General features: G+C 72.1%; 27 protein-coding genes and 1 pseudogene. 9 read left to right on the forward strand and 19 right to left on the reverse strand.

Translation table 11 applies throughout. The features are described from left to right. Positions 1-17: 17 nt before the first annotated feature. Both ACWDSJ_RS00985 and ACWDSJ_RS00990 read right to left on the reverse strand, forming a co-directional pair. Positions 18-1022, reverse strand: a complete 1005-nt coding sequence (locus ACWDSJ_RS00985) for an Acg family FMN-binding oxidoreductase (protein ID WP_450028630.1) — start codon at positions 1020-1022, stop codon at positions 18-20. A 116-nt stretch (positions 1023-1138) separates the two neighbouring features. Then, entirely contained in the window at positions 1139-2872 is a 1734-nt protein-coding gene (locus tag ACWDSJ_RS00990; protein WP_450028631.1) for a GAF domain-containing protein, read from the reverse strand. 198 nt (positions 2873-3070) lie between these two features. On the opposite strand from ACWDSJ_RS00990, the gene ACWDSJ_RS00995 reads away from it, so the two are divergent. After that, the gene (locus tag ACWDSJ_RS00995; RefSeq protein WP_450028632.1) at positions 3071-3961 is read left to right on the forward strand and encodes a universal stress protein; all 891 of its coding nucleotides are present in this window, start codon (positions 3071-3073) and stop codon (positions 3959-3961) included. 172 nt (positions 3962-4133) lie between these two features. Here the strand turns inward: ACWDSJ_RS00995 and ACWDSJ_RS01000 are convergent, their stop codons facing one another. From ACWDSJ_RS01000 to ACWDSJ_RS01025, 6 genes are all read right to left on the reverse strand, one after another. Further along, positions 4134-4355, reverse strand: a complete 222-nt coding sequence (locus ACWDSJ_RS01000; RefSeq protein ID WP_450028633.1) for a ferredoxin — start codon at positions 4353-4355, stop codon at positions 4134-4136. Continuing rightward, positions 4352-5590, reverse strand: coding sequence for an NADH-ubiquinone oxidoreductase-F iron-sulfur binding region domain-containing protein (locus tag ACWDSJ_RS01005; protein WP_450028634.1), 1239 nt, complete (start codon positions 5588-5590; stop codon positions 4352-4354). Before ACWDSJ_RS01005 ends, ACWDSJ_RS01000 begins: the two co-directional genes overlap by 4 nt. Next, complete coding sequence (locus ACWDSJ_RS01010; RefSeq protein WP_450028635.1) at positions 5587-6156, reverse strand: ferric reductase-like transmembrane domain-containing protein; 570 nt, start codon at positions 6154-6156, stop codon at positions 5587-5589. The genes ACWDSJ_RS01005 and ACWDSJ_RS01010 overlap by 4 nt, the downstream gene beginning before the upstream one ends. Further along, positions 6153-7076 carry an FAD:protein FMN transferase gene (locus ACWDSJ_RS01015; protein ID WP_450029011.1) on the reverse strand — a complete coding sequence of 308 codons (924 nt, stop codon included), beginning with the start codon at positions 7074-7076 and terminating at the stop codon, positions 6153-6155. Before ACWDSJ_RS01015 ends, ACWDSJ_RS01010 begins: the two co-directional genes overlap by 4 nt. Beyond that, on the reverse strand, positions 7076-7315 hold the full coding sequence (locus ACWDSJ_RS01020) for a hypothetical protein (RefSeq protein WP_450028636.1): 240 nt from the start codon (positions 7313-7315) through the stop codon (positions 7076-7078). The genes ACWDSJ_RS01015 and ACWDSJ_RS01020 overlap by 1 nt, the downstream gene beginning before the upstream one ends. Positions 7316-7594: 279 nt before the next feature. Beyond that, complete coding sequence (locus ACWDSJ_RS01025; protein ID WP_450028637.1) at positions 7595-7810, reverse strand: hypothetical protein; 216 nt, start codon at positions 7808-7810, stop codon at positions 7595-7597. Positions 7811-7926: 116 nt separating this feature from the next. On the opposite strand from ACWDSJ_RS01025, the gene ACWDSJ_RS01030 reads away from it, so the two are divergent. Then, entirely contained in the window at positions 7927-8499 is a 573-nt protein-coding gene (locus tag ACWDSJ_RS01030; RefSeq protein ID WP_450028638.1) for a hypothetical protein, read from the forward strand. On the opposite strand, the gene ACWDSJ_RS01035 is transcribed toward ACWDSJ_RS01030, so the two are convergent. Beyond that, positions 8468-11071, reverse strand: coding sequence for a LuxR C-terminal-related transcriptional regulator (locus ACWDSJ_RS01035; RefSeq protein WP_450028639.1), 2604 nt, complete (start codon positions 11069-11071; stop codon positions 8468-8470). The genes ACWDSJ_RS01030 and ACWDSJ_RS01035 overlap by 32 nt on opposite strands. Before the next feature lie 184 nt (positions 11072-11255). Next, entirely contained in the window at positions 11256-11648 is a 393-nt protein-coding gene (locus ACWDSJ_RS01040) for a VOC family protein (protein ID WP_450028640.1), read from the reverse strand. A 115-nt stretch (positions 11649-11763) separates the two neighbouring features. Here ACWDSJ_RS01040 and ACWDSJ_RS01045 point away from each other — a divergent pair, with 115 nt between their 5' ends. Further along, positions 11764-12777, forward strand: a complete 1014-nt coding sequence (locus tag ACWDSJ_RS01045) for a sigma-70 family RNA polymerase sigma factor (RefSeq protein ID WP_450028641.1) — start codon at positions 11764-11766, stop codon at positions 12775-12777. A gap of 78 nt (positions 12778-12855) precedes the next feature. After that, the gene (locus tag ACWDSJ_RS01050; RefSeq protein ID WP_387357428.1) at positions 12856-13281 is read left to right on the forward strand and encodes a hypothetical protein; all 426 of its coding nucleotides are present in this window, start codon (positions 12856-12858) and stop codon (positions 13279-13281) included. Positions 13282-13284: 3 nt separating this feature from the next. Here ACWDSJ_RS01050 and ACWDSJ_RS01055 read toward each other — a convergent pair whose 3' ends face one another. The 5 genes and pseudogenes from ACWDSJ_RS01055 to ACWDSJ_RS01075 form a co-directional block, all read right to left on the reverse strand. Then, complete coding sequence (locus ACWDSJ_RS01055; RefSeq protein ID WP_450028642.1) at positions 13285-14052, reverse strand: DUF1707 SHOCT-like domain-containing protein; 768 nt, start codon at positions 14050-14052, stop codon at positions 13285-13287. 8 nt (positions 14053-14060) lie between these two features. Further along, positions 14061-15131 carry a DUF1707 domain-containing protein gene (locus ACWDSJ_RS01060; RefSeq protein WP_450028643.1) on the reverse strand — a complete coding sequence of 357 codons (1071 nt, stop codon included), beginning with the start codon at positions 15129-15131 and terminating at the stop codon, positions 14061-14063. Between the two features lie 38 nt (positions 15132-15169). Further along, a complete protein-coding gene (locus ACWDSJ_RS01065) occupies positions 15170-15847 on the reverse strand; it encodes a SanA/YdcF family protein (protein WP_450028644.1) in 678 nt (225 codons plus the stop codon). A gap of 44 nt (positions 15848-15891) precedes the next feature. Next, positions 15892-17205 carry an MFS transporter gene (locus ACWDSJ_RS01070; protein WP_450028645.1) on the reverse strand — a complete coding sequence of 438 codons (1314 nt, stop codon included), beginning with the start codon at positions 17203-17205 and terminating at the stop codon, positions 15892-15894. After that, positions 17202-19147 (reverse strand): annotated as a pseudogene (locus ACWDSJ_RS01075) (heavy metal translocating P-type ATPase). The gene ACWDSJ_RS01070 and the pseudogene ACWDSJ_RS01075 overlap by 4 nt, the downstream one beginning before the upstream one ends. A gap of 95 nt (positions 19148-19242) precedes the next feature. Between ACWDSJ_RS01075 and ACWDSJ_RS01080 the strand changes: the two are divergent. Beyond that, the gene (locus ACWDSJ_RS01080; protein ID WP_450028646.1) at positions 19243-19608 is read left to right on the forward strand and encodes an ArsR/SmtB family transcription factor; all 366 of its coding nucleotides are present in this window, start codon (positions 19243-19245) and stop codon (positions 19606-19608) included. Positions 19609-19610: 2 nt separating this feature from the next. On the opposite strand, the gene ACWDSJ_RS01085 is transcribed toward ACWDSJ_RS01080, so the two are convergent. After that, positions 19611-19769, reverse strand: coding sequence for a hypothetical protein (locus ACWDSJ_RS01085; protein ID WP_450028647.1), 159 nt, complete (start codon positions 19767-19769; stop codon positions 19611-19613). Beyond that, positions 19766-20428, reverse strand: a complete 663-nt coding sequence (locus tag ACWDSJ_RS01090; RefSeq protein WP_450028648.1) for a class I SAM-dependent methyltransferase — start codon at positions 20426-20428, stop codon at positions 19766-19768. The genes ACWDSJ_RS01085 and ACWDSJ_RS01090 overlap by 4 nt, the downstream gene beginning before the upstream one ends. A gap of 88 nt (positions 20429-20516) precedes the next feature. Between ACWDSJ_RS01090 and ACWDSJ_RS01095 the strand changes: the two genes are divergently transcribed. Then, positions 20517-21146, forward strand: a complete 630-nt coding sequence (locus ACWDSJ_RS01095; protein ID WP_450028649.1) for a TetR family transcriptional regulator — start codon at positions 20517-20519, stop codon at positions 21144-21146. Between the two features lie 43 nt (positions 21147-21189). On the opposite strand, the gene ACWDSJ_RS01100 is transcribed toward ACWDSJ_RS01095, so the two are convergent. Continuing rightward, entirely contained in the window at positions 21190-21834 is a 645-nt protein-coding gene (locus tag ACWDSJ_RS01100) for a hypothetical protein (protein ID WP_450028650.1), read from the reverse strand. 135 nt (positions 21835-21969) lie between these two features. On the opposite strand from ACWDSJ_RS01100, the gene ACWDSJ_RS01105 reads away from it, so the two are divergent. From ACWDSJ_RS01105 to ACWDSJ_RS01115, 3 genes are read left to right on the forward strand one after another with little or no spacing between them, the layout of a single operon-like run. Beyond that, a complete protein-coding gene (locus ACWDSJ_RS01105) occupies positions 21970-23079 on the forward strand; it encodes a sensor histidine kinase (RefSeq protein WP_450028651.1) in 1110 nt (369 codons plus the stop codon). Positions 23080-23116: 37 nt separating this feature from the next. Beyond that, on the forward strand, positions 23117-23773 hold the full coding sequence (locus tag ACWDSJ_RS01110) for a response regulator (protein WP_450028652.1): 657 nt from the start codon (positions 23117-23119) through the stop codon (positions 23771-23773). A 39-nt stretch (positions 23774-23812) separates the two neighbouring features. Then, positions 23813-24307 (forward strand): DinB family protein, encoded by a 495-nt coding sequence (locus ACWDSJ_RS01115; protein ID WP_450028653.1) that lies wholly within the window; start codon positions 23813-23815, stop codon positions 24305-24307. Here the strand turns inward: ACWDSJ_RS01115 and ACWDSJ_RS01120 are convergent, their stop codons facing one another. Then, on the reverse strand, positions 24308-25075 hold the full coding sequence (locus ACWDSJ_RS01120; RefSeq protein ID WP_450028654.1) for an AraC family transcriptional regulator: 768 nt from the start codon (positions 25073-25075) through the stop codon (positions 24308-24310). Positions 25076-25081 lie beyond the last annotated feature (6 nt).

A 25081-nucleotide genomic window follows, 5' to 3' on the forward strand; every position in this document is an offset into this window, starting at 1 on the left:
GGTCGTCCTGCTCGGCCTCAGCTCGAGCGTACCTCGAACACCTCCGCCAGCGGGCGACGCGGCGTCGGCGGCGGCTGCTCGCCCTCGGGCGCGGTCCCGATCCGCAGCACGACCTGCGGCACGGTCTCGTGCGGCAGCAGCGTCGCCACCGTGCGCCGACCCGCCGGAAGTTCGGTGATGTGGGTGACCGGGCAGGTCGCCAGCCCGGCGGCCGTGGCCTCGAGCAGGACGGCCGAGAGCGCCTCGCCGGTGCGCAGCCACCGCGGCGGCGCGTCCTCCTCGGTGCTGAACACCGCCAGCCGGGCCGCGTCGGTGAGGTCGGCGCGCCGGGTCGAATGCTGTGCGGCGGGGAAGGCGCGGCCGACGTCGACGCGGCTCTGTTCGGCGTGGGAGACCAGCGCGTCTGGCGGGATGCCCTCGGGGGGCTCGGAATTGCCTGTCCACCACTGTAATTCGTGCTGGTACATCAGGTCGTCGTGGCGGGCGGCGTCGGCGTGTTCGGAGACCGCCGCCAGCCGCGGCCGGGCGTCGTCGCCGAGGACGTCGAATTCGATGTCGTGCGGGTTCGCCAATCGCCGCAGCGCCGAGACGAATTCACCGCTCCAGCCATGCGGCGCGAGCATCGGCAACCGGTCGGTGCGGCGGCGTTCGATCGCCTCGGCGCGGGTGACGACTCCGGGTGGGGGATCGGGCCAGGGCCGAAAGTCGATGACCGCCAAGTGATCCGGTTGCGCCGGATCGGGCAGCCGGACGGTGTCGGTGTGCCAGCCGCGCGCCGCGAACGCGGTCCGCGCGTGATGCAGCGCCGCGCCGCAGCTGATCGTGCGCTGACGGCCGTGCGGATCCGCGGCGGCCAGCACCCGATCCGGGTCGGAGTACAGGTGCAGCCGGGCGCCGTCGAAGCGCCAGCGCCACGGTTGGGTGTTGTGCACGGAGGGGGCGCGGACGGCGAGTCGCATGACCGCCAGCAGGGTCCGATGGTCGGGGACGGCGGTGGTCGTGGGGGAGTCGCTCGTCGTCATGACCCGAGCATCCCGCCGGTCCCCGGGCAGGGCTATGGACTTCCGCCGTGTCGATGGGGGCCGTTGGTCCCTGGCGGATGGGGACCATCGGGGCCATCCGGACCATCGGGCCGCCCTCATCGGAGGGGAACGGCCCAGTGCAATCGGGTGCCGGGGCCGCGGGGGCCCGGGAGGGCGGCGGGTGAGACGGTGAATGTGCCCCCGCACTGTTCGGCGCGGCGGGCCATGTTGCGCATCCCGCTCGGGGTGACGTCGGCGGGGATGCCGCGGCCGTTGTCCTCCACCACGATGTCGAGGTCGTCGCCGACGGTGATCGTGACGACCAGCGTGTCGGCCCCGGAGTGCCGTGCGGCGTTGCTGACCGCCTCGCGCACGACGGCCTCGGCGTGATCGGCCAGTTCGTTGCCGAGCACCGACAGCGGGCCGGTGATGCGCAACGAGGCGTTCAGCGCGGTGTCGGCGGTCTGCTGATGCACCGCGTCGTCGAGCCGCTGCCGCAGCCGGGTGACGTGGCGGTCGCCGCCGTGCAGGTCGAAGATGGAGGTGCGGATCTCCTGCACGACCTCCTGCAACTGGTCGACCGCGTTCGAAATGCGTTCGCGCACTTCGGGTTTGTGACTGCGCGGGATGGTGCCCTGCAACGACAGGCCGATCGCGAACAGCCGCTGGATGACGTGGTCGTGCAGATCGCGGGCGATGCGGTCGCGGTCGGTGAGCACCCCGAGTTCGCGCATCCGTTCCTGGGCCGAGGCTAGCTGGATGGCCAGGGCGGCCTGATTGGCGAATGCGGTTGTCAATTCCAGGGTTTCGTCGTCGTAGGGCGCGGCGTCGCGCGGCCGGGCCGTCACCAGTACGCCGACGGTGGCCTCACTGGTGTAGAGCGGCAGCAGCAGGACCGGTCCGCACTCGGGCAGTTCGGCCCCCAGCGCGGCGGCCTCGGGCGTGTCGACACGCACCGTGGTGCGCTCGCGCAGGGCGGTGCCGACCCCGGTGTCGCGCATGGGCAGTTCGTGCCCGACCAGATCGGCGCCGGGCCCGTCCCATTGATCGACGCGCAGCGAGACGACCTCGTGCGCGGGCGTGTCGGGATCGTCGCAGACCGCGAGGAAGGCGTGCGACGAACCGCTGAAGCGGCGGGCGTAGTCGACCAGATGGGCGAGCACCCGATCGGAGTCCGCGCCCGCGAGGAATTCGGTGGTGATGTCGCGGGTGGCGGCGATCCACGCCTGCCGGGCGCGAGCCGACTCGTAGAGCCGGGCGTTGTCGATGGCGACCCCGGCCGCGGCCGCGAGGGCCTGCACGATCACCTCGTCGTCCTCGGTGAACAGCTGACCGTCGAATTTCTCGGTGAGGTACAGGTTTCCGTACACCTCGTCGCGGATCCGGATCGGCACGCCCAAAAAGCTGCGCATCGGCGGATGGTTCGGCGGAAAGCCGACCGAGGCCACATGATCGGCGATGTTGTCGAGCCGGATGGGCTTGGGCTCGTCGATGAGCACGCCGAGCACGCCGCGGCCCTGCGGCAGATCCCCGATCCGGGCGCGCAGGGCGTCGTCGATGCCCTCGTAGATGAACCGGGTCAGCTCGTGGCCGTGGCCGCGCACGCCCAGCGCGCCGTAGCGCGCGCCGACCAGGGTGATGGCGGTGTGCACGATCGTGCGCAGGGTGTCGTCGAGTTCGAGTCCGGCGGTGACGGTCAGCATCGCCTCGACCAGGCCGTCCATCCGGTCGCGGGCGTCCATGATCTGCTCGATCCGATCGCGCACCTCCGCGAGCAACTCCCGCAGCCGGAGCTGGGAGAGGGTGTCACGGACGGAGTAGGCGTCGGCGGGGTTGTTGCTGTCGGTCACGAGCGGCCTCCCCTGCGTCGGTTGGTGGCCCCGGACCGCGTCGCAAGGGTCCAAAGTCCTCACTTCACGACCAAGGTAATACCCTCCGCCACCGAATTCGGTGACCGAATTGAACGCATCGATCCCATATTCTCGGAATCGGCGGATCTCGAGCGGCACCACGGAAGACGATTCGGACGACTTCGCGGGAGGCGCGGCATGACCGACGACTATCTGGCCGGGCGGGCGGGGTTCCCGATCCTCGTGGCGGTCGACGGCTCCGAGATCGCGCTGCGCGCGGTCGTGTGGGCGGCGGTGGCGGCGGCGCTGCATCGCCGCGATCTGCACATTCTCACCTCCTACGGGGTCGCGCCCGGGGAGGGGTTGGATTCGGTGGTGGCGGCGAGCGAGCGCGACTGGTTGCGCGCCGACGGGGAACGGCTGTTGGCCGAGGCCGAGGCGGTGGCGCGAAACGCCGTGCCGCACAGCGAGATCGCGATCACCACCGAGCTGACCTTCGATCTGATCACCCCTACCCTCATCGATCGTTCGCCGCGGCAGCGCATGATCGTGGTCGGCAATCGGGGTCGCGGCGCGATCCGGCGCGCGGTCCTGGGTTCGGTGAGCACGGCCATCAGCCGCCACGCCCGGTGCCCCATCGCGGTCGTGCACGGGGATTCGGCGACCGGGCCCGAGTGGGCGCACAAGCCGGTCCTCGTGGGGGTCGACGGCACCGAGAACAGCGTGCCCGCCATCGCGATCGCCTTCGACGAGGCGTCGCGCCGCAAGGTCGGCCTCATCGCCCTGCACACCTGGAGCGACACCAGCGGCTACGACCTGCCGGTCGCCGGATGGGAGGGCATCCGCGACACCGAGCACACCCTGTTGGCCGAAAGCCTCGCGGGCTGGCGCGAACGCTATCCGGACGTGCCCGTGGAACGCGTCGTGCGCTGTGACAGCCCCGCCCGCTCGCTGCTGGAACGCTCGACCGCGGCGCAACTGGTGGTCGTCGGCAGCCGCGGGCGCGGCGGCTTCGCCGGAATGACCCTGGGTTCCACCAGCACCGCCCTGCTGCATTTGGCCGAATGTCCGGTGATTGTGGCGCGGTGAAGGTTTTGGATGAGCGCTGGGTCATTGTGGTGCGCTGGGGGTTTCGGCCGAGTGCCGGGTCATTCTGGCGTGCTGTGGTTTTGGCGGAGTGCCGGGTCATTATGGCGCGGTGACAGGTTCGGCCGAGCGTCCGGTCATCGTGGCGCGCTGAGGGTTTCGGGCCCAGCGGACGTCAGGGCGTGGGTGGGTGCAGGGTGAGGGCGAGGCGTGGGCAGAGGGCGACGGCGTCGTGGGCGGCGGGGAGTTGGTCGGGGGTGAGGGCGGGGTCGGGGCGGTCGGCGGTGAGGGGGTAGCCCCATTCGTCGCGGGTGAGGGTGTGGGGGAGGAGTTCCGCGCAGAGGCCGCGGGCCGCGCAGCGGGTCCAGTCGATGTGCAGTCGCCAGGGGGTGGTCACGCGGTCGTCCGTTCGGTGTCGAAGGTGGTGTGGCACAGTCCCTTTCGGTGCAGGGTGACGTCGTCGGCGAAGGCTGTCAGTGCGGAGCGGACGAGTCGGGCGGTGCCGTCGGGGTGGTGGCAGGCGCCGCGGCCGTCGACGAGGCCGGTGAGGTATTCGATCTCGCGGGGGTCGCCGGACCCGCCGTGCGCGAGGTGGGTGAGGGCCGCGGCGATTCGGGGCAGGCCGTTGCGGCAGGGACCGCATTGTCCGGCGCTCTGCGCGGCGAGGTAGGCCGTGATGTCGGCCGTCGCCTGCAGACCGCACTCGTCGCGGGTCAGGATCCGCAGGACGCCCGCGCCCGGATCGGCGCGCAGATCGCGAAGACCCTTGCGGGACAACGGCGTCGCGTCGAGGCGCGCGGCCGGAACCCAGCTACCGTGATAGCCGCCGACCAGGACCGCGCGCACCCGCGCGGGATCGGTGCGGCCGAGGCGCGTGATGATCTCGAGCAGGTTCGTGCCCATCGGCACCTCGAACACGCCGCCCACCGGGCTGCCGGACAGGGTGACGAGCATGGTGCCGGGCTCGTCGGGCGTGCCGACCGAGCGGAACCAGTGCGGACCGAATCGGGCGATCAAGGCAAGGTGCGCAAGGGTTTCCACATTCTGCACGAGCGTGGGACGGCCGCGCGCTCCCCGCTCGGAGGTGCTGATCCGCTGATCGCGCGGCAGCGCCGCCCGTCCGGCGAGCCGGTTGACGACCGCGGTCTTCTCCCCGGCCAGGAAATGGTCCGGGGCGGCGGTGAGTTCGATACGCGGGCCCAACCCGGCCGCGCGGCGCTCGGCGAGAGCGCGGCGCACCGGTTCGAAGACGGCGGGCGGGGCGTAGAGATGGCAGCGGTCGGCGCCGACCGCTGCGGCGGCCACCGCCAGCCCGTCGAGCACGAGATGCGGTGCGCGGGTGAGCAAGACGGCGTCCTTGCGGCTGAGGGGTTCGCCCTCCGCGCCGTTGCCGACCACGATCGGGGCCCGGCCCGCGGCGACGGCCGCGAGCTTGCGCGCCACCGGGAACCCGGCACCGCCGCGTCCGGTGAGCCCGGCCGCGCCCACCACATCGATGAACTCCCGCCCCACCCGCGGCAATGGCCCATACACGGCGGAATGCGTTGGTAGATCGGGCGTTTCGGCTCGAAGCAGACGCTGCGCGCCGGGCGGCGCGCCGACGCCGGGGAAGGGGCTCAGCTGAGCGGTCATCGCGGACTCCGTTCGCTCGTGCACGGGAATTCGGTGAAATCCGTCGCCACCCGCCAGGCGACGGCGGCGGCCACGGTGAGCGCGCACGCGGCGGCCACGGCGAGCATCCAGACGCGGGTGGCGTCGGTGCCGGAACCGAGCGCGTGCGCCAGCGCGATCGGCCACAGCGGATACGCCGCCCAGTGCACGACCCGGAAAGCCCTCGGCCCCAGCCTGTTCCGCAGCAGCGCCGAGAGCACGACCGCCGCCGCGATATCGACCGCGATCGTCCCCAGCCCCACCCACAGCGGGCGGTAGGTGTTCGTGAACGGGATCACCACATCCACCAGCCGCAGCTGCGCCTCGGGATCGGCGAGCAGGCTCACCACATGCACCGCGATCAGCGCGGTCGCGAAAAGCGCCGCGCCCCGGTGGAATTCGGCCAGCCCGGCGCGCGGCAACACGACGGCGCGGCCCGACCGCGCGGCGATCCCGGCCGTCAGCGCCACGGTCAGCACGATCAGCGCCATGACGCCGCTGCCGCGCCCGAACGCCCACAGCGCCTGCTCCACGTCGGGGTGCGTCATGCGCGGCTCCCGTCGCCGTCGGCGGGCCAGCCGTTCACGGTGACCACGCGTCCCTCCCGATCCACCAGCCGCGCGGGCAGATTCGACCGCCGCAGCGCCGCCAGCGCCGAACGGCCGCGCACGATCGCGACGGTGCTCTCCGCGTTGGCGGCCAGGCACGTGTCGGCCGCGACCGAGACCGTGCGCCAGGCCGGTTCGGCCGACGCCCCGGTGCGCGGGTCGACGATGTGGTGCAGCAGCCTGCCGCCGCGAAACCAGCGGCGCCGCAACGTACTCGACGTCGCCAGCGCCGCGCCCGCGGGCAGCCGGACCCGGCAGGGCGGTTCGGTGGGAGTGTCCTGGACCAGCACCTGCCAGTCGCCGTCGGGACCGGGGCCCGCGGTGGCGATATCGCCGCCGAGGCTCACCAGCGCCCCGCAGCCCAGTTCGTCGGCGATCATCCGGGCGCAGCGGTCGGCGGCCACGGCCTTGGCGGTCGCGCCGAGATCCAGGCGCACGCCCGGCGGTACGGTCACGGTGCGTCCGCGCAGGGCGATCCGGGTCCAGTCCACGCGCGGCACGAATGTCGTTGCGGTGCCGCCTGATTCGGCCGCCACGAGCGCGAAGTCCCGATCGTAGCCGAGTCCGGCCAGGGCCGCGCCGACCGTCGGATCCACATCGCCGCCGGTGTCGCGGGCCACCGTGAGCGCCGCGTCGAGATAGTCGGCGAGGACCGGGCCGATCGGTGTGGGCGCGCCCGCGCGCGGGACGAGGCGGGACAGTTCGGAGTCGTCGCGGAAGCGGCTGCACGCGCGGTCGACCACGTCGAGATAGTCGCCGATGCGGGCGCGGGCGGCGGGCAGCGCGGCGGGGTCGGTGACCACCAGGCGAGCCGTCGTGCCCCACACGGCCCATTCGGTGGCGGCGAATTCGGTTGTCATCACGAGCCGTTCGATCGCGCATGCGCCGGGCCCGAACCCGTGCCGAGTTGCGGTGCGGTAGCGGAATCGCCGGTCGTGGCGTCGGGCGCGGTGGTCGTGGTCGCCGATCCGTTGTCGGCGCCGGTGTGCGTCTCGGCGTAGGCGAGCGCGGAAACGCCCGCGGTGCCCGCGACTCCGGCGGCGATCAGCACGATCGTCGCGTTGCGCCCGACTCGGCGGGGCGAGGGTGAGGACGCCATCGCGGGCTCCTGTCGAGGGTGTCGAGGCGGGCCGCGAATCGGCGCGCCGGGAACACCCAGAATGGGTCGCGATGCTGGGAGGCCGCTGGGAGGAATGCCCTCGGATTGCTGCGAGACGCCTCACGCCTCGTCGAGGGTGGGGAACAGCAGTTCGGTCAGCAGCAGCTGCGCCCGATCGCGGCGGCGGAACAGCGGTGCGGGTGTCGGGCGGGACCACCGACCTCCTCGGCCCGGTCGTCGTCGTTGTCGTCCACTGCCCGGCCCCGCATCCTCCGCGCTTCACGTCAAACGAAACGTACCCGAGCCGAGCAGCCCCCGTAGTTCGGCGGCCGTCGCCGCCGGACCGTCCCGGCCGGTGACGATCGCGTCCACGACCACCTCGTTCTGTCGTTGCGTGGCGGGCGGATACGGCGGCACGAAGCCGGCCCGGTCAGGATGATCATTTCCCGGCCCCTCGGCCGGGAGCGGCGGCCGGTATCCGGATGTTGAGATCATCCTTTTCGGGCGATGCCCGGGCGGGCGCGGTGGCGCAGACTCGGATCCGCGGGCGGTCAGTTGGCCCACGTTTCGAAATTCCGCCGAACGCCATGCCACGTTTCCCGGAGGTCGAGATGACTCTGACCTACCCGACCAACCACCTGCTCGCCGAGCCGCCCATCGGCGTTCCGTGTCGTCAGGTGCAATTGCTGGCCGCCGTCGAGGATCCCACGGGCTGGCAGATCCGGATCGACCGCCTGCTCGCCGCGGGAGACCGGCGCTGGCGTGGCCGCGGCGACTCCGAGACCCGGGAGTTCCTGCGGCGATGGCGGCACACCCCGCTCCCGCCCACCCCGTACGGACATCCGACGCTGCCCGGGGCGCTCGCCGCCGCGGCGGCCGGGCGGCGCGTTCCCGGGCCCGCCCTGACCGACTTCGCCACCGCCGTCATGCTGCTGTCGGGTTGTCCCACGGTCGGCACCGTCTTCGACCCCGCGCCGGTGGCCAGTCCGCCGCGGGTGATCACCGTGACGCTGTTCGCCCTGCCCGGCGACGATCTCACCCTCGCCGAGGATCTGGCCGAGGTGACCATCACCGGCGCGGGCGTGGTGGCGTTCCGCTGCGAGACGACCGTGCTGCTGTCGGGTGAGCGGGCGGAGTTCGGTGAGCGGGTGATCAGATCGTCCCCAGACTGCGCGCCCGGCTGATGGCGTCGGCCCGCGTTCGCACGCCCAGTTTGCGATAGATGCCGCGCAGGTGCGTCTTCACGGTGTTGATCGACACCCCCATGTCCGTGGCGATGCTGTGCGCTGTCATTCCGGAGGGCAGCTGTCGCAGCACCGCGATCTCGGCGGTCGTCAATTCCGTTGCCTGCGAATCGGTTTCGGCACGGCCACGGCGGCGGATGGTGTCGACGAATTCGTCGAGGTAACCGAACCGGCCCATGTACTGGTCCAGTAGCTCGATGATCCCGGGCACGTCGAGGAACGGGCGGATCAGCCGATCGGTGTAGGCGAGGGCGCACGCGCGCCGCAACGCGTCGTGCGCGGCGGCGGGACGGTCGAGCCGGGAACACGCCGCGGCGTAGAGCAGCCACGCCTGGATCGCCGACACCGGATGCAGCCGGTCGTCCCGCTCGAGCAACGGCTCGACCAGTTCGGCGGTCGTGGCCGGACTGCGCTGGGCCTCGGCGAGCGCGGCCTCGGCGAGCACGGTCTCGGGGACGCGGCCCAGCACCGCGCGGGCCCGCCCGAGCAGGCGCTGCGCGGCGTCGTACCACCGCACCCGCAGCAGCACCCAGGTCACGTGGACCAGCAGCCCGGCCGTCGTCGCGGCGGGCGCGGCCTCGTCGAGCAGCCGCTGCATACCGTGCCGCAGGGCGTCCGCGACGGCGTGCCGGTCGGTCGCGGTGTCGAAGTCGAACAGCCGGGCCAGGACCTCGGCGTGCCAGCCGGGCGCGGGCGCGATCGAACCGTCGATGCGCTGGGTGCTCGGCACGGTCCCGACACTCGCACCGGGCCGCTCACCCGCCCGCAGATACGCCAGGAGCGCGATCATGATCCGGGCCTGACTGGGTGCGGTGGGGTCGTCGAGGGCGCGGCCGTCGGCGAAGGCGACGGCCTGCCGGGCCCGCTGATCCATCAGCGCCAGCGCGCCGCGCATCCCCGCCGCGGCCGCGAGCCGGGTCAGGGCCTGCATGGTGAGTCGATCGAGTCCGGCGCTCCGGGCCAGCGCCAGCGCGTGCCGCAATCCCGGTTCCGCGTCGCCGCGCGGGGAGGGCCGGTACAGCCGCGCGGTCGCGGTCTGCAACGCGATGTAGCAGTCGATGTCCGCGTGCCCGGTCGCGGGCGGTGGCCCTGCGGGCGCGTCGACGGCGAGGCGGACCGCCAGATCGACGGCGAGCACCACCGCCTCGGCGAACGCGCGCACGAGATCCGTTGCGGCGACACGGGATTCGGCGTCGCGGCGGTCGCGCACGAGTTCGGCCAGCGCGGTGGCCGCGACCAGATCGGCGCGTTCGACCGCGTCGGCCGTGCGCAGCACCAGGACGAAGACGTCGTCGGCGAGCGGTCCCACGCGTTCGAGCCGCCCCCACAGCGCAGGACCGTCCCCCTCGAAGACCATGCGCGGCCCGCGCTCGCGCACGAACGCCGTCAGGGCCGGATGATCCGGTTCGGCGAGGACGTGATGCAACGCCTCGGGCAACATCCCCGCCTCGGCGAACCAGTGCGCGCAGTCGCGGTGCAGCGCGGCCGCGCGATCGGGAGCGGTGCGCGCGATCTCCGCGAGCAGATAGGCGCGCAACATCGGATGGCAGGTGTACCAGAGCTCGCCGCCGCGGGCCACCGCCTCGAGCGGAAAACTGTTGCGCAGCAACGTCTCCAGCGTCCCAGCGGCCGTCGGCCCGGCCAGTCGCCGGGCCAGCTCCACGGAGAACGCGCCGGGCACCGCGGTGCTGAGCAGGAAGTCGAGTTCCGCGGGCGCGAGCGCCGCCAGCAGTTCGCCGACCAGGAAGTCGGCGACCGCGTGCGGGCCGTGGGCGAGCGCGGTGATGGCGGTGGCGCGATCGCCGTCGTACGCGGCCAGATGCAGGGCCCCGATCCGGACCAGACCCGCCCAGCCGCGGGTGAGTTCGTGGAAGGCGGCCAGTTCGGCGTCGGTCAACCGGCAGTCGTGCTGGTCGAGCAGCGCCGCGGTGCGCTCGACGTCGAATTGCAGATGCTGCGGTTCGATGCGGGTGAGCCGGGCCGTCATCTGGAGCGCGTGCCAGCGCAGCGGCGGATCGAACCGGCCGATCACGACCGTGGTGAGCGTGGCCGGGGCGTGTTCGACGAAGTACTCGAGACCCGCCAGCGCGAGCGGATCGCTGAGCAGATGCGCGTCGTCGATCACGAGCACGGTCGGCGCGGCCGATTCCGACAGCGCGGCGCAGATGCGCGCGGCCTCCTCGACGGGCGTGTCGGGAACCGGTCCGGTGGGCGCGAGCGGCGCGAGGCGCAATGCCTCGGCCACCGCGGACCACAACCGGGCGTCGCCGATATCGGCGACACCGATCCAGCGCACCGCCGTCGAAGGTCGTTGTCGCCCAGCCCATTCCGCGACCAGCACGGTCTTTCCGCTGCCCGCGGGCGCGCGCACCAGCACGGTGTGACCGTTGCCCGCGCGCCCGGCGCGATCCAGCCGGAGCTGTGCGTCGGGCATTCGCAGCGGGGTGAACGTCAGGATCGGTGCCGCGTGCGCGGTCCGCGCGGGCGCGGTGAACAGTTCGGGTACGACCACAACGCCTCCGTGAGCTTCTCCGTTCGGTCGAGCCTCTGCCAAGCGCCTGATCTGTCTGATTCGGAACGTATACCAGTTGTTTGCCGATATCGAGTGAAACATTGGTCTTTTGACCGAATCGAGGCCGGGTCGAAAGGTGCTTGCAGCCTTGCGCACGGAGAAGTCCCGCGGCGGCGTCCGGCGTTCAGGAGCCGTAGGTGGTGACCTTCCACAGGTACCCGTCGGGGTCGGCGAAATAGCCGAAGTAGCCGCCCCACCGGGCCTCGGCCGCGTCCTTCACGACGCTGCCGCCCGCGGCGACGGCGGCGCCGAGGAGGTCGTCGACCGCCCGGCGGGACCCGGGGTCGATGTGGAAGGAGACGCCGCGGAAGCCCGAGCCCTCGGCGGGCACCCCGGCGTCGGCGGCCGCGGCCTCGCGTTTGTAGAGGGCCAGCCGGGGGGAGCCCTCGGCGAGGATCAGCGCGACGAACCGGGGGGTGTCCTGGTCGATCGTCGCGCCGAGGGCCTCGGTGTAGAACGTCTTCGCGCGGGGCAGGTCCGCGACGCCGAGCATGACGGCGTTCATCTGCGTGGACATGGTTGTCTCCCAAGGTGTTTCGGTGGATGGACGCCGACGACCCGGGGCGGATGTCACATTCACCCGGTTTCGCCGGTCGTTGTTCATGACAGGCGCGGACGGAGGAATGTGACAGATGGTCGAGCGGGATCGGGTCGGTGCGCAGTTCACCGACCATCGGGGTCGGCTGCGGGCGGTTGCTCAGCGGATACTGGGCTCGGCCACCGAGGCCGAGGACGCGGTGCAGGAGGCGTGGCTGCGCATCAGCCGCGCGGACACCGACGCGGTGGAGAACATGGCCGCCTGGTCGACGACGGTGGTGGCGCGGGTGTGCCTGAACATGCTCGAGTACCGCCGCGCGCGTCCGGAGGAGGCGAGCGGGGCGCTGCCGCCGGAGCCGCGCGCGGAGCGCGAGCCGTCCGGGCCGGAAGACGAAGCGCTGCTGGCGGATTCGGTGGGTGTGGCGTTGATGGTGGTGCTGGACACGCTGAGTCCCGCCGAACGGCTCGCCTTCGTGCTGCACGACGTCTTCGCGGTGTCGTTCGGTGAGATCGGGGAGATCCTCGGGCGCACCCCGACGGCGACGCGGCAACTCGCCAGCCGCGCCCGGCGGCGGATTCGGGGCGCGGCGGGGGACACCGCGGCCGCGCGCTCCCCGCAACGGGAGATCGTGGACGCGTTCCTGGCCGCGTCGCGGGCCGGGGATTTCACCGGACTGCTCGAACTGCTGCATCCGGAGGCGGTCTCGGGGGAGGCGCGCGGCGCCCGCGCGGTGGCCGAGTTCTTCGCCGGGCGCGCCCAGGCCGCCCGGCTCGCCCTGGTCGACGGCGTGCCGGCCGCGGTCTGGTGCCATCGCGGCCGCCCGCGGGCCGTCTTCCATTTCACGGTCGTGGGCGCGCGGATCACCCGCATCACCGTCGAGTCCGACGCCGCGCGCCTGGCCGAACTCGATATCGTCGTCCTCCCCGCCCGCCGCCGCCTCGACTTCGTCACCGACGACTGCGACGCCACCTTCGAACATCTCGAGGCCACCGGGGCCGAGGTGATCCAGGAGCCCATCACCCGCCCCGACGGATCCCGCGACTGCGCCTTCCTCGACCCGTCCGGCAACATCCTGCGATTCAGCCAGCGCGTCCCGCTGTCGCCGTAGACCTCGGGGACGGTAACACTGGCCGTCGCCGACGCGAGAACATTTGTACCTACGCGGTCGAGCGAGAAGGAGAGGCCGATGATTCCCGTTTCCGGCGAGGGCCCGCACTCGTGGATCCGTCCCTACGGTCCGGCCGCGGTGGCGGAGTTGCGGACGTTCGCCGAGGTGGCCGGGTGGGATGTGCACATTCTCGACCCGGATCATCCCGACGGAACGTGCGCGGGGGCCAAGGTGATCGAGGATCACCACCAGCTCGTGGTCGACGCCATCCGCCGCGCGGTGCAACTGGGTCGGCCGGTCGATCGGCTCGAGCGCCCGGTGGTGTTGATCGTGGGCGCGCTGCCGCGCGGCGGGCAGACCGTGCATCAGCTGTCGGTACTGGCCTGCCACGGGCCGGTCGTGGGGGTGCGGCTCGCGCTGGCGGATCATCTGGCCGCGCAGTTGCCGCGGGTGTTCGCCGACGGCGGGTACATCACGGGCCGGTTCGACCTGGCCGTGGCCTAGTTTTCAGGACGGGTAGATCGCCAGCGGTTCGCCGGTGAGGCTGGCCTGGAGCCAGCCGTGGTCGTTCACGTAGATCCCGACCACCGTTTCCGGCGGCTGCCCGGAGGCGGAGCGCTCGATGCCGATGTGGGAGATCGGGGCACCGGGACCGCGCAGGGTCTGCGGGGCGCCCGCGCAGATCCGGGCGAGGCGCGGCAGATCGATCGAGGCGAGGTCCCACGCCTTGGCGTCCTTGGCGCGGGAGGTGTCGTCCCAGGTGCTGAAAGTGCCGTTGTAGCGCAGTCTTTCGGTTCTCGTCGGATCACCCGGGCGGGGTCGTTCGATCATGGTGTAGCCGGGGTAGAAGGTGATCTCGTCGACCATCGCGTCGCCGAAGTGGTCGCGGTAGGCCGCCAGCACGGTGGCCATGCCGGACGCGGAGGTCATATCGGGCACACTCGGTCCGGGACCGGCCTTTTCGGCGACGCAGCCGACGAGCCCACCGGCCAGCCCCGCCGCGACGATCAGTCCGAGCGCGACGGGCAGCCGCCGGGAGCGCCCGCGCCGGTCGGTGCGGACCACGGGCGCGTCGACCAGATTCGCCGGGATCTGGAGATCCCCGACCAGCGCGTCCAGATCGCCGAAGGTCTTGGCGCGCATGGCCTTCGCGGTGCGGTCGGCGTGTTCGTCCGGGGTGAGTTGACCGTCGTCGCGCGCGGCGTCGAGCAGCGCGCAGGCGTCGACCCGATCGGTGTCGCGTACCCGCAGGGTGCTGTGCCGGGAACCTGCCATGATCGGTCCTATCGTTTGAACGGCGACGTACGCCGCACCACACCCGCGAAATCGGCCTCCAGGTAACCGCTTTCGTTGAACGTGTTGCTCACGAAGATGCGGACGAGGGGTGTGCCGTGGTCCAGGTCGAATGTGAGGTGGCTGATCGTCCCGTCCGGTACCTGCAACGTCGCCGGGGCCTGGGTCAGCAGCCGCCCGATGGCCGCCGCGTCGAGGGGCGCGAGGTCGATGGTGGGGGTGTCGGGCTTGCGGGTGGTCGGGTTCCGGCTCGGGGCGAAACCGCCGCGGTAGGTGTAGTCGACCAACCGATTGGGTTGTCCCGCAGGCGCTTTGGTGAGCGAGGCGTAGTCCGGGAAGAGGGTCAGGGTGTCGACCACGGTATCGCCGAACCGGGCGCGCAGGCTGTCGCGGAACACCGAGATCCCTTCCGGCGTCAGCAGATTCGGGGTGGGGACCACGAGCGGCTCGACCCGGCCGACATCGACGACGCGGATCGGCTCGCGCTCGGCGAGGCGCGCGCCGCCGAGCACGCCCGCCACCCCCACGACCACCACCGCGGCCGTGAGCGCCGCCGTGTACCAGCGGCCGCGATTCGAGCGCGGCGGCCGCGGCTCGTCGGGCGCGTCCGCGGACCGTTGCAGATCGTCGGTCAGCTCGGCGAGATCCCCGAGCGTCGTCGCCTCGTTCGCCAGGTCGACGAGGGTGCGATGGTCCTCGGCCGACAGCTGTCCGTCGCCGAGGGCGGCGTCGAGCAGCGCGCACGCGGCGGCCCGGTCCTCGGCGCGGGCGCGGGTGCGCGGCGGGTAGTGCCCGGTGCGCCGGGCGGTCGGGCGGCCCGGTGTCGGGGCGGGGTCGATGCCGCCGCTGGGCTGGAGATCCGCGATCAGGTCGTCGAGTTCGCCCAGCGTCGCGGCACTCGCCGCGCGGTCGGACCGCTCGTGGTATTCGTCGGAGCCGAGCTGGCCCTCGTCGAAGGCGGCGTCGAGCACGGTGCGCGCGTGTACCCGGTCGATGTCCCGGGCCCGCATCCGCCCGTCCCCGGTCGAGCGCCCCGGAGTTCCGGACGATGATGGAGCCACAACCAGCATGGTAAAGCGACGGCGACGTTCCCGCGCCGCTACCGCGCGGGTGCCTCCATCGCGTCGCGGACGCTGGTCTCCTGGTTGCCGAGGAAGGTCGGCTCGGGGTGGGTGACGATATCGAAGACGGCCTTGATGGCGGCCAGCTGATCCCGCAGCCAGCACTTGATATAGGTGGCGTTGTGCGGTTGGCGGTCGGCCACGGCGGAGGTCTCGATCCCGGCGTCCCGGCACAGGGCGACCGTGCGGGGCAGGCTGAAGTCCTGGGTCACCACGACGGCCGACCGCACCCCGAAGATCCGACGGGCCCGCACGCACGATTCGTAGGTGCTGAAACCCGCGTAATCCAGGGCGATTTTCGCCGCGGGCACGCCCTTGCTCACCAGGTACCGGCGCATAGCGCTCGGCTCGTCATACGTCGACGTCCCGTTGTCCCCGCTCACCAGCAGCGCCTTCACCTTGCCCGCCGCCAACAGCTCCCGCCCGAGATCCAGCCGCGCCGCCAGATACGGCGACGGCTGCCCGTTCCCGTACACCTGCGCGCCCGGGATCAGGGCGATCTCCGCGGCCGGGACATCGTCGACTCGATACTCACCCCCGCGCGCGGCCACCCGGATCCACACGATCGACCCCACCACGACCACCGCGACCAGCAGCACGACGCAGCCCGCCAGCCGGATGATCGCGCGCCGACGAAACCACCGTCGAACCTCCATGTGTTCGACTGTAGCCCAACGAGATTGCGGGCGGCGTCGGCCGTTCAGGCCGGGAGCGCTCCGGGACGGGGCCAGCGCCGGTGCTCGTCGTCGATGACGAAGGGATGGGCGTGCACGTAGCGGTGTGTGCCGCCGGGGACGAGGTGGACGTGGGTGAGGACCGCCGGATCGCGGCGAGGCCAGCAGCGCAGCGCGGTGGCGGTGCCGAGCGCGGCCAGCGCTGACAGCACGATCCAGGTGGTCGCGAAACCCGTTGTGGTGGTGAGCCATCCGGCGATCGGGTAGGTGACCAGCCAGCACAGATGGGACAGGGAGAACTGGGCGGCGAACAGCGTCGGCCGGTCGGTGGGGCGCGCGGAGCGCCGGAGGATCCGGCCGGTCGGGGTGAGAACCATCCCGGTGCCGACGCCGATCAGCGCCCACACCGCCAGCGCCGCGGGCCAGCCGCCGTGGGTGACCGTCATGACCACGGCCGCCGCCGTGCCGAGCGTCGCCGCGGCCGCGCCGAGCGTCATGACCGCGCGCTCACCCATCCGATCGAGCACTCGCGGCAGGGTCAGGGCTACGGCCATGGTACCGAAACCGTTGGCGGCCAACAGGATCGCCACCGACGACGAATCGCCGCCGAGCACGTCGCGCGCGTAGTTGACCGTATCCACCATCACCACCGCACCGGCGGCGGCGACGGCCAGATTCAGGCCCATCAGTCCGCGCAGCCGCGGGGTCGCCGCGAAGATCCGCAGCCCGGCCAGCGTTCGATCGCGCACGCCGGATCGGGTGGCGCGGGCGGCGTCGGGGATGCGGGTGGTGACCACCAGCGCGGCCGAGGCGAGGAATCCGAGCGCGGTGCCGAGGAACAACCAGTGAAATCCGATGAAGCTCAACAACACCGCCGCCAGCAGCGGACTGAGCAGCGTTTCCATGGTGGCCGCCAACTGCGCGGCCGACAGGGCGCGGGTGTAGTCGCGCTCGTCGGGCAGGATGTCGGGCAGCACGGCCTGGAATGTCGGGGTGAACGCCGCCGACGCCAATTGCAGCAGCACGATCAACACGTAGATCTGCCACACCTGGTCCACCAGCGGCAGCACCAGCACCGTCGCCGCGCGCACCAGATCCAGCGCCACCAGCAGCGAGCGCCGCGGGAGCCGGACGGCGTACGCCGAGGCGAGCGGCGCGACGGTCACATAGGTGATCATCTTGAGCGTCAGCGCGGTGCCCAGCACCGCGCCCGCCGCGGGCCCGGCCAGCCGGTAGGCCAGCAGTCCGAGCGCGACGGTGGTCGTTCCGGTGCCCGCGAGGGCCGCCAGTTGCGCGGTGAACAGATGCCGGTAGTCCCGCCGGGCGAACAGCGATCTCACGACGGCTCCGTCCAAGCGGCGCGGCGCAGCAGCCGTAAACCGTTGAGGCCCACGATGATCGTGGAGCCCTCGTGGCCGGCGACGCCGAGTGGTAGCGGCAGGGTGCCCACGAGGTCCCAGATCACGAGTGCGCCGATGAACGACGCGGCCACCACCAGATTCGCGATCACCGTGCGGCGCGCGCGGCGGGCCAGGGCGAGTACGGCCGGAACTGCGGTGAGGTCGTCGCGGACCACGACCGCGTCGGCGGTGCGCAGGGTCAGGTCGGAGCCCGCGCCGCCCAGGGCGATGCCGGTGTGGGCGGCGGCGAGCGCGGGGGCGTCGTTGACGCCGTCGCCGACGACCGCGACTCGCGCTCCGGCCGTGTGCCATTCGCGTACCGCGTGCACCTTGTCCTCGGGCAGCAGGCCGGCGCGGAATTCGGTGATGCCGACCTCGGCGGCGATCCGCCGGGCCGCGGCGTGATTGTCGCCGGTGAGCAGGGTCGGCGTGGGGCCGGTGACCCGCCGGGTGGCCGCGACGGCGCGAATCGCCTCCGGACGCAGGCGGTCCCGCACGGCCAGCGCGCCGATCGGGCGGTCGTCTCGGGTGACGACGACCGCGGTGTGGCCGAGCGCCTCCCAGCGTTCGACGACCGCGGCGATCTCGGCGTGGGCGGGCATCGAGGCGGGCGAGCCGACGGCGATGCGGTGGCCGTCGACTATCGCCGAGATTCCGCGTCCCGGCTGGGCGGTGAACTCCTCGGCGGGTGGCAGTGTGAGCCCTCGGGAGCGGGCGGCCCGCACGATCGCGGCGGCGAGGGGGTGTTCGCTCGCGTGCTCGGCGGCGGCGGTCACGCGCAGGAGTTCCGTGTCGTCGAAATCGGCGTCGGCGCAATGGGTTTCGACCAGTTCCGGGGTGCCGTGGGTCAGTGTGCCGGTCTTGTCGAACGCCACCCGGTCGACGGTGCCCAGCCGTTCCATCACCACCGCGGATTTCACCAGCACCCCGTGCCGCCCGGCATTGGCGATCGCGGCCAGCAGCGGCGGCATGGTCGCCAGCACGATCGCGCACGGCGACGCGACGATCATGAACGTCATGGCCCGCAACAGCGCCCGCCGCAGCGGATCGCCGAACAGCAACGGCACCACGAACACCGCGAGGGTGACCGCGACCATGCCGAGCGAATACCGCTGCTCGACCCTCTCGATGAACAACTGCGTCGCCGCCTTGGTCCGCCCGGCCCGCTCGACCAGCGCCGCGATCCGCGCGACCACCGAGTCCCCGGCGTGGCGGTCCACCCGCAGCCGCAGCACGCCGGTGCCGTTGTGGTGCCCGCGAACACCTCGTCGCCGACGGTCTTGTCCACCGGCAGCGGCTCACCGGTGATCGTCGCCTGATCGACCTCGCCGCCGCCGCCGATCACCGTGGCGTCGGCCGGAATTCGCTCGCCGGGGCGCACGATCACGGTGTCGCCGACCGCCAGATCCGCCGCGCGCACCGGATGCTCGCGGCCGTCGGCGTCGACGCGGGTGGCGGTCTCCGGGGCCAGGTCCATCAGCCCGCGCACCGAATCCTCGGTGCGCGCGGTGGCCAGTGCCTCCAGCGCGCCCGAGGTCGCGAAGATGACGATCAGCAGCGCGCCGTCGGTGATCTGCCCGATCGCCGCCGCCCCGAGCGCGGCCACCACCATCAGCAGATCCACATCGAGGGTCCGCTCCCGCAGCGCCCGCAGTCCCGCCAGCCCCGGCTCCCAGCCGCCCGCGGCGTAGCACGCCAGGTACAGCGCCCACACCAGCGCCGGGGGACCGTCGCTCAGCTGGGCCGCGAGGCCGAGCACGAACAGCGCCAGAGCGGTTGCGGCCCAGCGGGTTTCGGGTAGGGCGAACAGCCGTGTGCGCCGGGTCGGCGGCGTGGGCGCGATCGGGGTCGAACGGGTCGTCGAGAGCGTCGGCGCGACCACGACATCACCTCCGAGGGGTAGCGGAACGAACGAGCCGACCATATCAGAAGACATGAACACGTCTTCATGTATAATTCCGGGTAACATACCGCCGTATGGGACACGGAGTCGAGGGCCACAGCCGCCCGGTGGCGCGGCTCGACGCCGACGCCGCCACCCATGTCGCGACCACCCTCCAGGCCCTCGCCACCCCCAGCCGCCTGCTCATCCTCACCGAATTGCGCCACGGCCCACTGCCCGTCACCGAACTGGCCGACGCGATCGGCATGGAACAGTCCGCGGTCTCCCACCAACTCCGCCTGCTCCGCAACCTCGGCCTGGTCGTCGGCACCCGCAGCGGCCGCTCGATCGTCTACAGCCTGTACGACAATCACGTCGCGCAACTGCTCGACGAGGCGATCTACCACATCGAGCATCTGCGGCTGGGCCTGTCGGAACGGCCCGCCTCCGACGCCGGGTAGTCTCACGGTCGCCGGAAGTGACGCCGGGCCAGTACCACGCCGACGACGTGGACCGCGAGGGCGAGAGCCGCGGCGGCCAGGCCGATCCGGGACCCGAGCCACAGGTGCGCGGTGAGGCCGCCGAGGAACAGCGCGAGCACGCCCAGCCGGGTGGCGGTCACGCGGGGGAGCCCGGTTTGGTGGCGGACACGTAGTAGATCCACGGTCGCACGACGCCGTCGGCGATCGCGGTGAAGCCCGCGTCCGCGGCCAGCGGAGCGAGGGCCGCGATGGGGTTGTGCTCCATGGCGGGCCCGGTCAGCGCCCCGATCAGATGCCGCCCGACCGGGTTGGCCGGTGGGCGGAAATCGGCGATCAGCAGGCGACCGCCCGGCCGCAGGACGCGGAACATCTCGGCCGCCGCCTTGGGCCGCAACGCGGGCGGGAGATGGTGGACCATCAGGCAATTGGCCACCACGTCCAGCGAATCGTCCTCGGCCGGAAGCGATTCCGCGACGCCGACCGCGTAATCGCAGTTCGGCTCCCGGGTGGTGCGCCGGGCCTGCTCGAGGACCGACTCCGACGGATCGATGCCCAGCGCCGAACCGCCCGGCGCGACCACCGCCGCCAAGCGGCGGGTGAGATGGCCGGTGCCGCAACCGATGTCGAGCACGCGATCGCCCGGCCACGCGCCGGACAGCGCCGCCAGGCGGGTGTACACGTGCGATCGGCGGCCGCCGAAGTAGACCGCGCCGAACAGGTCGTAGCCCCGCCCGTGGTCGATGGTCGCGCCGGTGGTGTGGGGATTGGGCTGGCGATGCAGCAGTTGTCCGAGGCCCATGACCGGGCCCTCCTAACTTAGTGACGACTAAGAACGTCCTTAACTTAGTCGCGACTAAGTTGATTTGGCAAGGGGTTAGGATGACTCGATGCCCCCTGGTTCCTCCGCCCCGGCCGACAAGCGGCGCACCCGCCTGCGCGCGGCCGATCGGCGGGCCACGATCGTGGCCGCCGCGACGGAGGTGTTCGCCGAATCCGGGTATCGCCGAGCGACAATGGCCCAGATCGCCGCGCGTGTCGGCGTGACCGAGCCGGTCGTCTTCCAGAACTTCGGCACCAAGATCGGCCTGTACGCCGCGGTCGTCGAACACGCCTCGAATCAGATGTGCGAGCTGTTGCGCGCGGCGGCCGCCGAGACCGAGTCCATCGTCGACCTCCTGGAACTCCTGCTCGGCCCCGGCCACATCGATCAACTGCACGCCCCCGGCTCCCTCGGTGTGATCTTCGCCGACGCCATGTCCCTCATCGCCGAACCGGAGATGGAACACGCGGTGCGCCACCATCTCCGCTCCCTCGCCGACACCCTCACCGACCTGCTGACCGAGGGTCGCCGCGCGGGCGACCTGCGCCCCGACCTCGACCCCGCCGCCACCGCCTGGTGGGTCCTGTCCTTCCTCGCCGCCCACGGCTTCCGCCGCGCGGTCATGCCCGATCGCGATCGGCTCGAAAGCCGAATGGCGGCAATGACTCTCGACGCGCTGCGGGCGGAGCGGGGTTAGATATTCCGGCATCGGAAGGCCGCCGTGGGCACGACGGCCGAGATCAGGTTTCGGGGTGTGACCACCGTCGTGCGACGGCGGCGAGCCACAGCAGGAAGGTGAGGGTGCTCGCGGCCAGGACCGGGAACAGTGCCGTGCACACGAGGGTGGCGCTGCCCAGCAGGCTCAGTGCGAGCACGAGCGTGCCGGTGCCGCGGAGCCGTCGGGCCCGGGTCGGCAGTCCGAGGACGATCGCGCCGATGAACAGCGTCCGGGGGAGCGCCGACAGGGCCAGGCCGAACGGGGCGGCGGCGTCCCAGCCGGCGAGGATGCGCGGATCGGTTCCGGCCGTGGCGGTTTCGAGGGCGAGGTCGTGCAGCAGGGCCGCCAGCGGCCACAGCAACGCGACCAGCGTGCCCGAGGTGACGGCGACGGTCGCCAGTACGCCCGACGCGTCGGACGCGCGCAGCCGCGCCCGGACCGCGCCGAGGAAACCCAGCAGGAGCATGCCGGAGATCATCAGCGCGAAGTTGCCGAGCCGATAGGTCTGCTGCGCGTCGAGCACCCGCAGGCCGCGTTCCAGCGGGGCCGCGTCGGGTGCTCCGGCGCGCGGCAGCACGAACACCGCCATCGCGGTCACGACCGCCGATTGGCTTGCGGCGTACGCGGTTCCGAACCGGGCGCTGAGGCGGGTGGGTGGGGTGAGCATGACTCGAAGAGTAGGAATGCTCGACCGGCCGCCGCATCGACCGGCGGGCGGGTCGGATTCCACCCGCTGAGCTGGTCGGGGGCTCATCCCGTGGGATGACGACGCCCGGTCCGGCGCTGACCTACCCTCGCAGGAATGGACCTGGCCCGGCGCTCGCGCAGCACGCCGCTCGACGCGGCGCTGGCGGCGGTCCTCGTCGCGGCGGGGCTCGTGCAGACCGCGATCGTTCCGATCGCCGCGCACGGCGTGGGCGAGGCGTACGTCCTCGGCTCGACGCTGCCGCTGGCCTGGCGACGGACCTGTCCGGTGGCGTCCGCGGCCGTGTCGTCGCTGGCCTGGCTGATCCCGCTCGACGGCTTCCCGGTGCTCGGATTCGTGGCGGTGGTGCTGCAGTTCTACGCGCTGGGGGCCTGCGGCCGTGCGGGTTTCGCGGTGCCCGCGGTCACGGCGTGGGCGGCGGTGGCCGCCGTGGCCGGTACGTTCCTCGGCCCCGAGCAGCCGGTGGCCGCCGTCGGCGCGGTGCTGGTGGTGGTCGCCCCGGTGGTCGCGGGCCGGATCGTCGCCCGGCAGCGCCGTCAGAACGCCGAAATCCGCGCGCTCACCACCGAATTGCGCCGCGAACGCGATCGTGCGGAGGAGGCCGCCGTCACCGCCGAACGCGCCCGCATCGCCCGCGAACTGCACGATGTGGTCGGCCACGAACTCACCCTGATCGCGATCCAGGCCGAGGCGGCGGCGTCGGCGCTGAAGGTGGCCCCCGACAAGGCGATCGGCCCGGTGGAGGCCATCCGCTCCACCGCCCACCACACGCTCACCCAGATTCGGCAGGTCCTCGACGTGCTCGCGCCGCCGCACGAGGACGGGCCGCCCGGCGACGCGGATCTCGTGCGGCTCGCCGACAACGCCCGCGCGGTCGGCATCGCCAACACCCTCACCGTCACCGGCGCCCCGCCGCCCGAATCCGGCAACGCGGTCGCCGCGATGAATCGCATTGTGCGCGAATGCCTTACGAACGCGGGCCGGCACGCGCCGGGCGAGCGGATCGATATCGCCGTGGACTGGCTGCCCGACCGGGTCACGCTGCGCTCGGCCAATCGCACGTCCGTGTCGACCACCCCACGCCCCGGCAGGGGACTGACCGGTATGCGGCACCGCGCCCTGCTGCTCGGCGGCGTCTTCGACGCCCGAATCGACGGCGGCCGCTTCGAGGTCACGATCACCATCCCGGTCGGGGGTGCCCGGTGATCCGCGTACTCGTCACCATCCCGGTCGGGGGTGCCCGGTGATTCGCGTACTCGTCGTCGACGACCAGGATCTGGTGCGTCAGGGTCTGCGCACGATCCTCGAACTGGGCGGCATGGCCGTTGTCGGGGAGGCGGCCGATGGTGCGGCGGCGGTCGAAGCCGTGACCGCGCTGGGCCCGCAGGTGGTGCTCATGGATCTGCGCATGCCCGGTATGGACGGGGTGACGGCCATTCGCCGCATCGCCGCGCTCGACGCCGACGTCCGGGTGCTCGCGCTGACCACCTTCGATCTCGATCAGCACGTCGTCGACGCCCTGCGCGCGGGCGCGTGCGGATTCCTGCTCAAGGACGTGACCGCCGACGGTCTCCTCGACGCGGTCACCCGCGCGGCCACCGGTGAACCGGTCGTCTCCCCGGCGGTGCTGGCCCGCATGATGACCCACTTCGCGGCCCGCCCGCCCGCGCCCGTCGCCGTGCCGCGCGGTTTCGCCGATCTCAGCGCCCGCGAGATCGAGATCCTCGCCCTCATCGGCGCGGGCCGCTCGAATGCCGAGATCGCTGCGGACTTGTTCATCGGCATGGCGACGGTGAAAACTCATGTACGCCATATCTTCGCGAAACTCGACCTCCGCGATCGGGCGCAGGCAGTCCTGGCCGCGCGTGACGCGGGACTGGAACCGCCGCGTCGGCAGTGACATCGGCGCGATCCTCATCGAATCCCCAGGAGTACACGCATGACCGCTGTTCTGGATCCCGGCCGCCCGTTCACCGGTGGCGAGCGGGAGTTGCTCGAGCACATCCTCGATATGCACCGGGCCGAACTTGTGGCCGCCGTCGCGGGTCTGTCCGACGAGGCGGCGCGGCGTCGGCTGGTGCCCTCGCTCACCACGCCCATCGGGCTGGTCAAGCATTGTGCGGCGGCCGAGCGCATCTGGTTTCAGCGCACGCTGGCCGGGTGGAGTGTCGACGCGTGCGACGGGCACGCCGTGGGTGGGGACGGCAGTTTCGTTGTGGCGGAAGGGGAGTCGCTGGCCGAGGTGATCGCCGAGTACGCAGCCGCTTGCGCGCGGTCGCGGGAGATCGCGGCGCGGTTCGAGCTGGACGATGTGGTCGAGCATCATCTGGTCGGCGCGGTGAATCTGCGGTTCGTCTACCTCGGCATGATCGGCGACATCGCCCGTCACGCGGGGCACGCCGACATCCTGGTCGAGCAGATCCGGGCGGAGTAGTCACCGCGAGCGCGCGCGGTATCGGCCGGGGGTCGTGCCGAGCAGGCCGGTGAAGGCCGAGATGAACGTGCTCGGATTCGACCACCCGCACGCGTGCGCCACGCGGACGGTGTCGTGGCCCTCGGCCAGCAGGACCAGGGCGTGATAGACGCGCAGCTGGGTGCGCCATTCGTAGAACGTCATGCCGAGCTCCGCGCGCAGCAGGCGGCTCAGGGTGCGGGAGCTGGCCCCGATCCGGCGGCCGAGTTCGGCGAGAGTGCCGTTCTCCGAAGGGTTTTCGTACAGGATCGCGGCCAGCGCGCGCAATCGGTCGTCGCGGGGTTCGGGCAGATGCAGGGGCTGTTCGCGGGCCTCGCGCAGTTCGTCGACGAGGACGCGGTGCAGGCGGTCGCGTGCCGCGCGGTCGTGGGTCCGCTCCCCGGTCAGAGCGAGCACCACCTCGCGGGCCAGACCGGAGGCGAGGAACACCGCGGGATGGTCGGGTACCCGGCGAGCGATCGCGTCGGGCAGGAAGATGATCCGCATATCCGTCTCGCCGTGCGCCCGATGGAAGTGCGGGAACCCGGCGGGCGTCCAGGCGATCCGATCGGCGGGGACGATGGACGTGCCGCCCTCGGTGTGCACCGACAACACGCCCCGGGCCGCGTAGACGAGGTGTCCGCGCGAATGCGCGTGTGAGGCACTGGTTCCCCCGGACGGCCACAGGTGCACCCCACCCGACGGCCACACCCGCGAGGTCACCGCGGCGGGTTGGCGGTGAACGGGCATGACTCG

Source organism: Nocardia sp. NPDC003482, from assembly GCF_053588115.1.

What these genes read in the sequence shown, in the direction of transcription:
- ACWDSJ_RS00985 (WP_450028630.1), bottom strand. Translation starts at nt 1,022, where the DNA reads ATGACGACGAGCGACTCCCCCACGACCACCGCCGTCCCCGACCATCGG.
- ACWDSJ_RS00995 (WP_450028632.1), top strand. Translation starts at nt 3,071, where the DNA reads ATGACCGACGACTATCTGGCCGGGCGGGCGGGGTTCCCGATCCTCGTG.
- ACWDSJ_RS01005 (WP_450028634.1), bottom strand. Translation starts at nt 5,590, where the DNA reads ATGACCGCTCAGCTGAGCCCCTTCCCCGGCGTCGGCGCGCCGCCCGGC.
- ACWDSJ_RS01010 (WP_450028635.1), bottom strand. Translation starts at nt 6,156, where the DNA reads ATGACGCACCCCGACGTGGAGCAGGCGCTGTGGGCGTTCGGGCGCGGC.
- ACWDSJ_RS01015 (WP_450029011.1), bottom strand. Translation starts at nt 7,076, where the DNA reads ATGACAACCGAATTCGCCGCCACCGAATGGGCCGTGTGGGGCACGACG.
- ACWDSJ_RS01020 (WP_450028636.1), bottom strand. Translation starts at nt 7,315, where the DNA reads ATGGCGTCCTCACCCTCGCCCCGCCGAGTCGGGCGCAACGCGACGATC.
- ACWDSJ_RS01025 (WP_450028637.1), bottom strand. Translation starts at nt 7,810, where the DNA reads ATGATCTCAACATCCGGATACCGGCCGCCGCTCCCGGCCGAGGGGCCG.
- ACWDSJ_RS01030 (WP_450028638.1), top strand. Translation starts at nt 7,927, where the DNA reads ATGACTCTGACCTACCCGACCAACCACCTGCTCGCCGAGCCGCCCATC.
- ACWDSJ_RS01040 (WP_450028640.1), bottom strand. Translation starts at nt 11,648, where the DNA reads ATGTCCACGCAGATGAACGCCGTCATGCTCGGCGTCGCGGACCTGCCC.
- ACWDSJ_RS01045 (WP_450028641.1), top strand. Translation starts at nt 11,764, where the DNA reads ATGGTCGAGCGGGATCGGGTCGGTGCGCAGTTCACCGACCATCGGGGT.
- ACWDSJ_RS01050 (WP_387357428.1), top strand. Translation starts at nt 12,856, where the DNA reads ATGATTCCCGTTTCCGGCGAGGGCCCGCACTCGTGGATCCGTCCCTAC.
- ACWDSJ_RS01055 (WP_450028642.1), bottom strand. Translation starts at nt 14,052, where the DNA reads ATGGCAGGTTCCCGGCACAGCACCCTGCGGGTACGCGACACCGATCGG.
- ACWDSJ_RS01065 (WP_450028644.1), bottom strand. Translation starts at nt 15,847, where the DNA reads ATGGAGGTTCGACGGTGGTTTCGTCGGCGCGCGATCATCCGGCTGGCG.
- ACWDSJ_RS01080 (WP_450028646.1), top strand. Translation starts at nt 19,243, where the DNA reads ATGGGACACGGAGTCGAGGGCCACAGCCGCCCGGTGGCGCGGCTCGAC.
- ACWDSJ_RS01090 (WP_450028648.1), bottom strand. Translation starts at nt 20,428, where the DNA reads ATGGGCCTCGGACAACTGCTGCATCGCCAGCCCAATCCCCACACCACC.
- ACWDSJ_RS01095 (WP_450028649.1), top strand. Translation starts at nt 20,517, where the DNA reads ATGCCCCCTGGTTCCTCCGCCCCGGCCGACAAGCGGCGCACCCGCCTG.
- ACWDSJ_RS01100 (WP_450028650.1), bottom strand. Translation starts at nt 21,834, where the DNA reads ATGCTCACCCCACCCACCCGCCTCAGCGCCCGGTTCGGAACCGCGTAC.
- ACWDSJ_RS01105 (WP_450028651.1), top strand. Translation starts at nt 21,970, where the DNA reads ATGGACCTGGCCCGGCGCTCGCGCAGCACGCCGCTCGACGCGGCGCTG.
- ACWDSJ_RS01115 (WP_450028653.1), top strand. Translation starts at nt 23,813, where the DNA reads ATGACCGCTGTTCTGGATCCCGGCCGCCCGTTCACCGGTGGCGAGCGG.
- ACWDSJ_RS01120 (WP_450028654.1), bottom strand. Translation starts at nt 25,075, where the DNA reads ATGCCCGTTCACCGCCAACCCGCCGCGGTGACCTCGCGGGTGTGGCCG.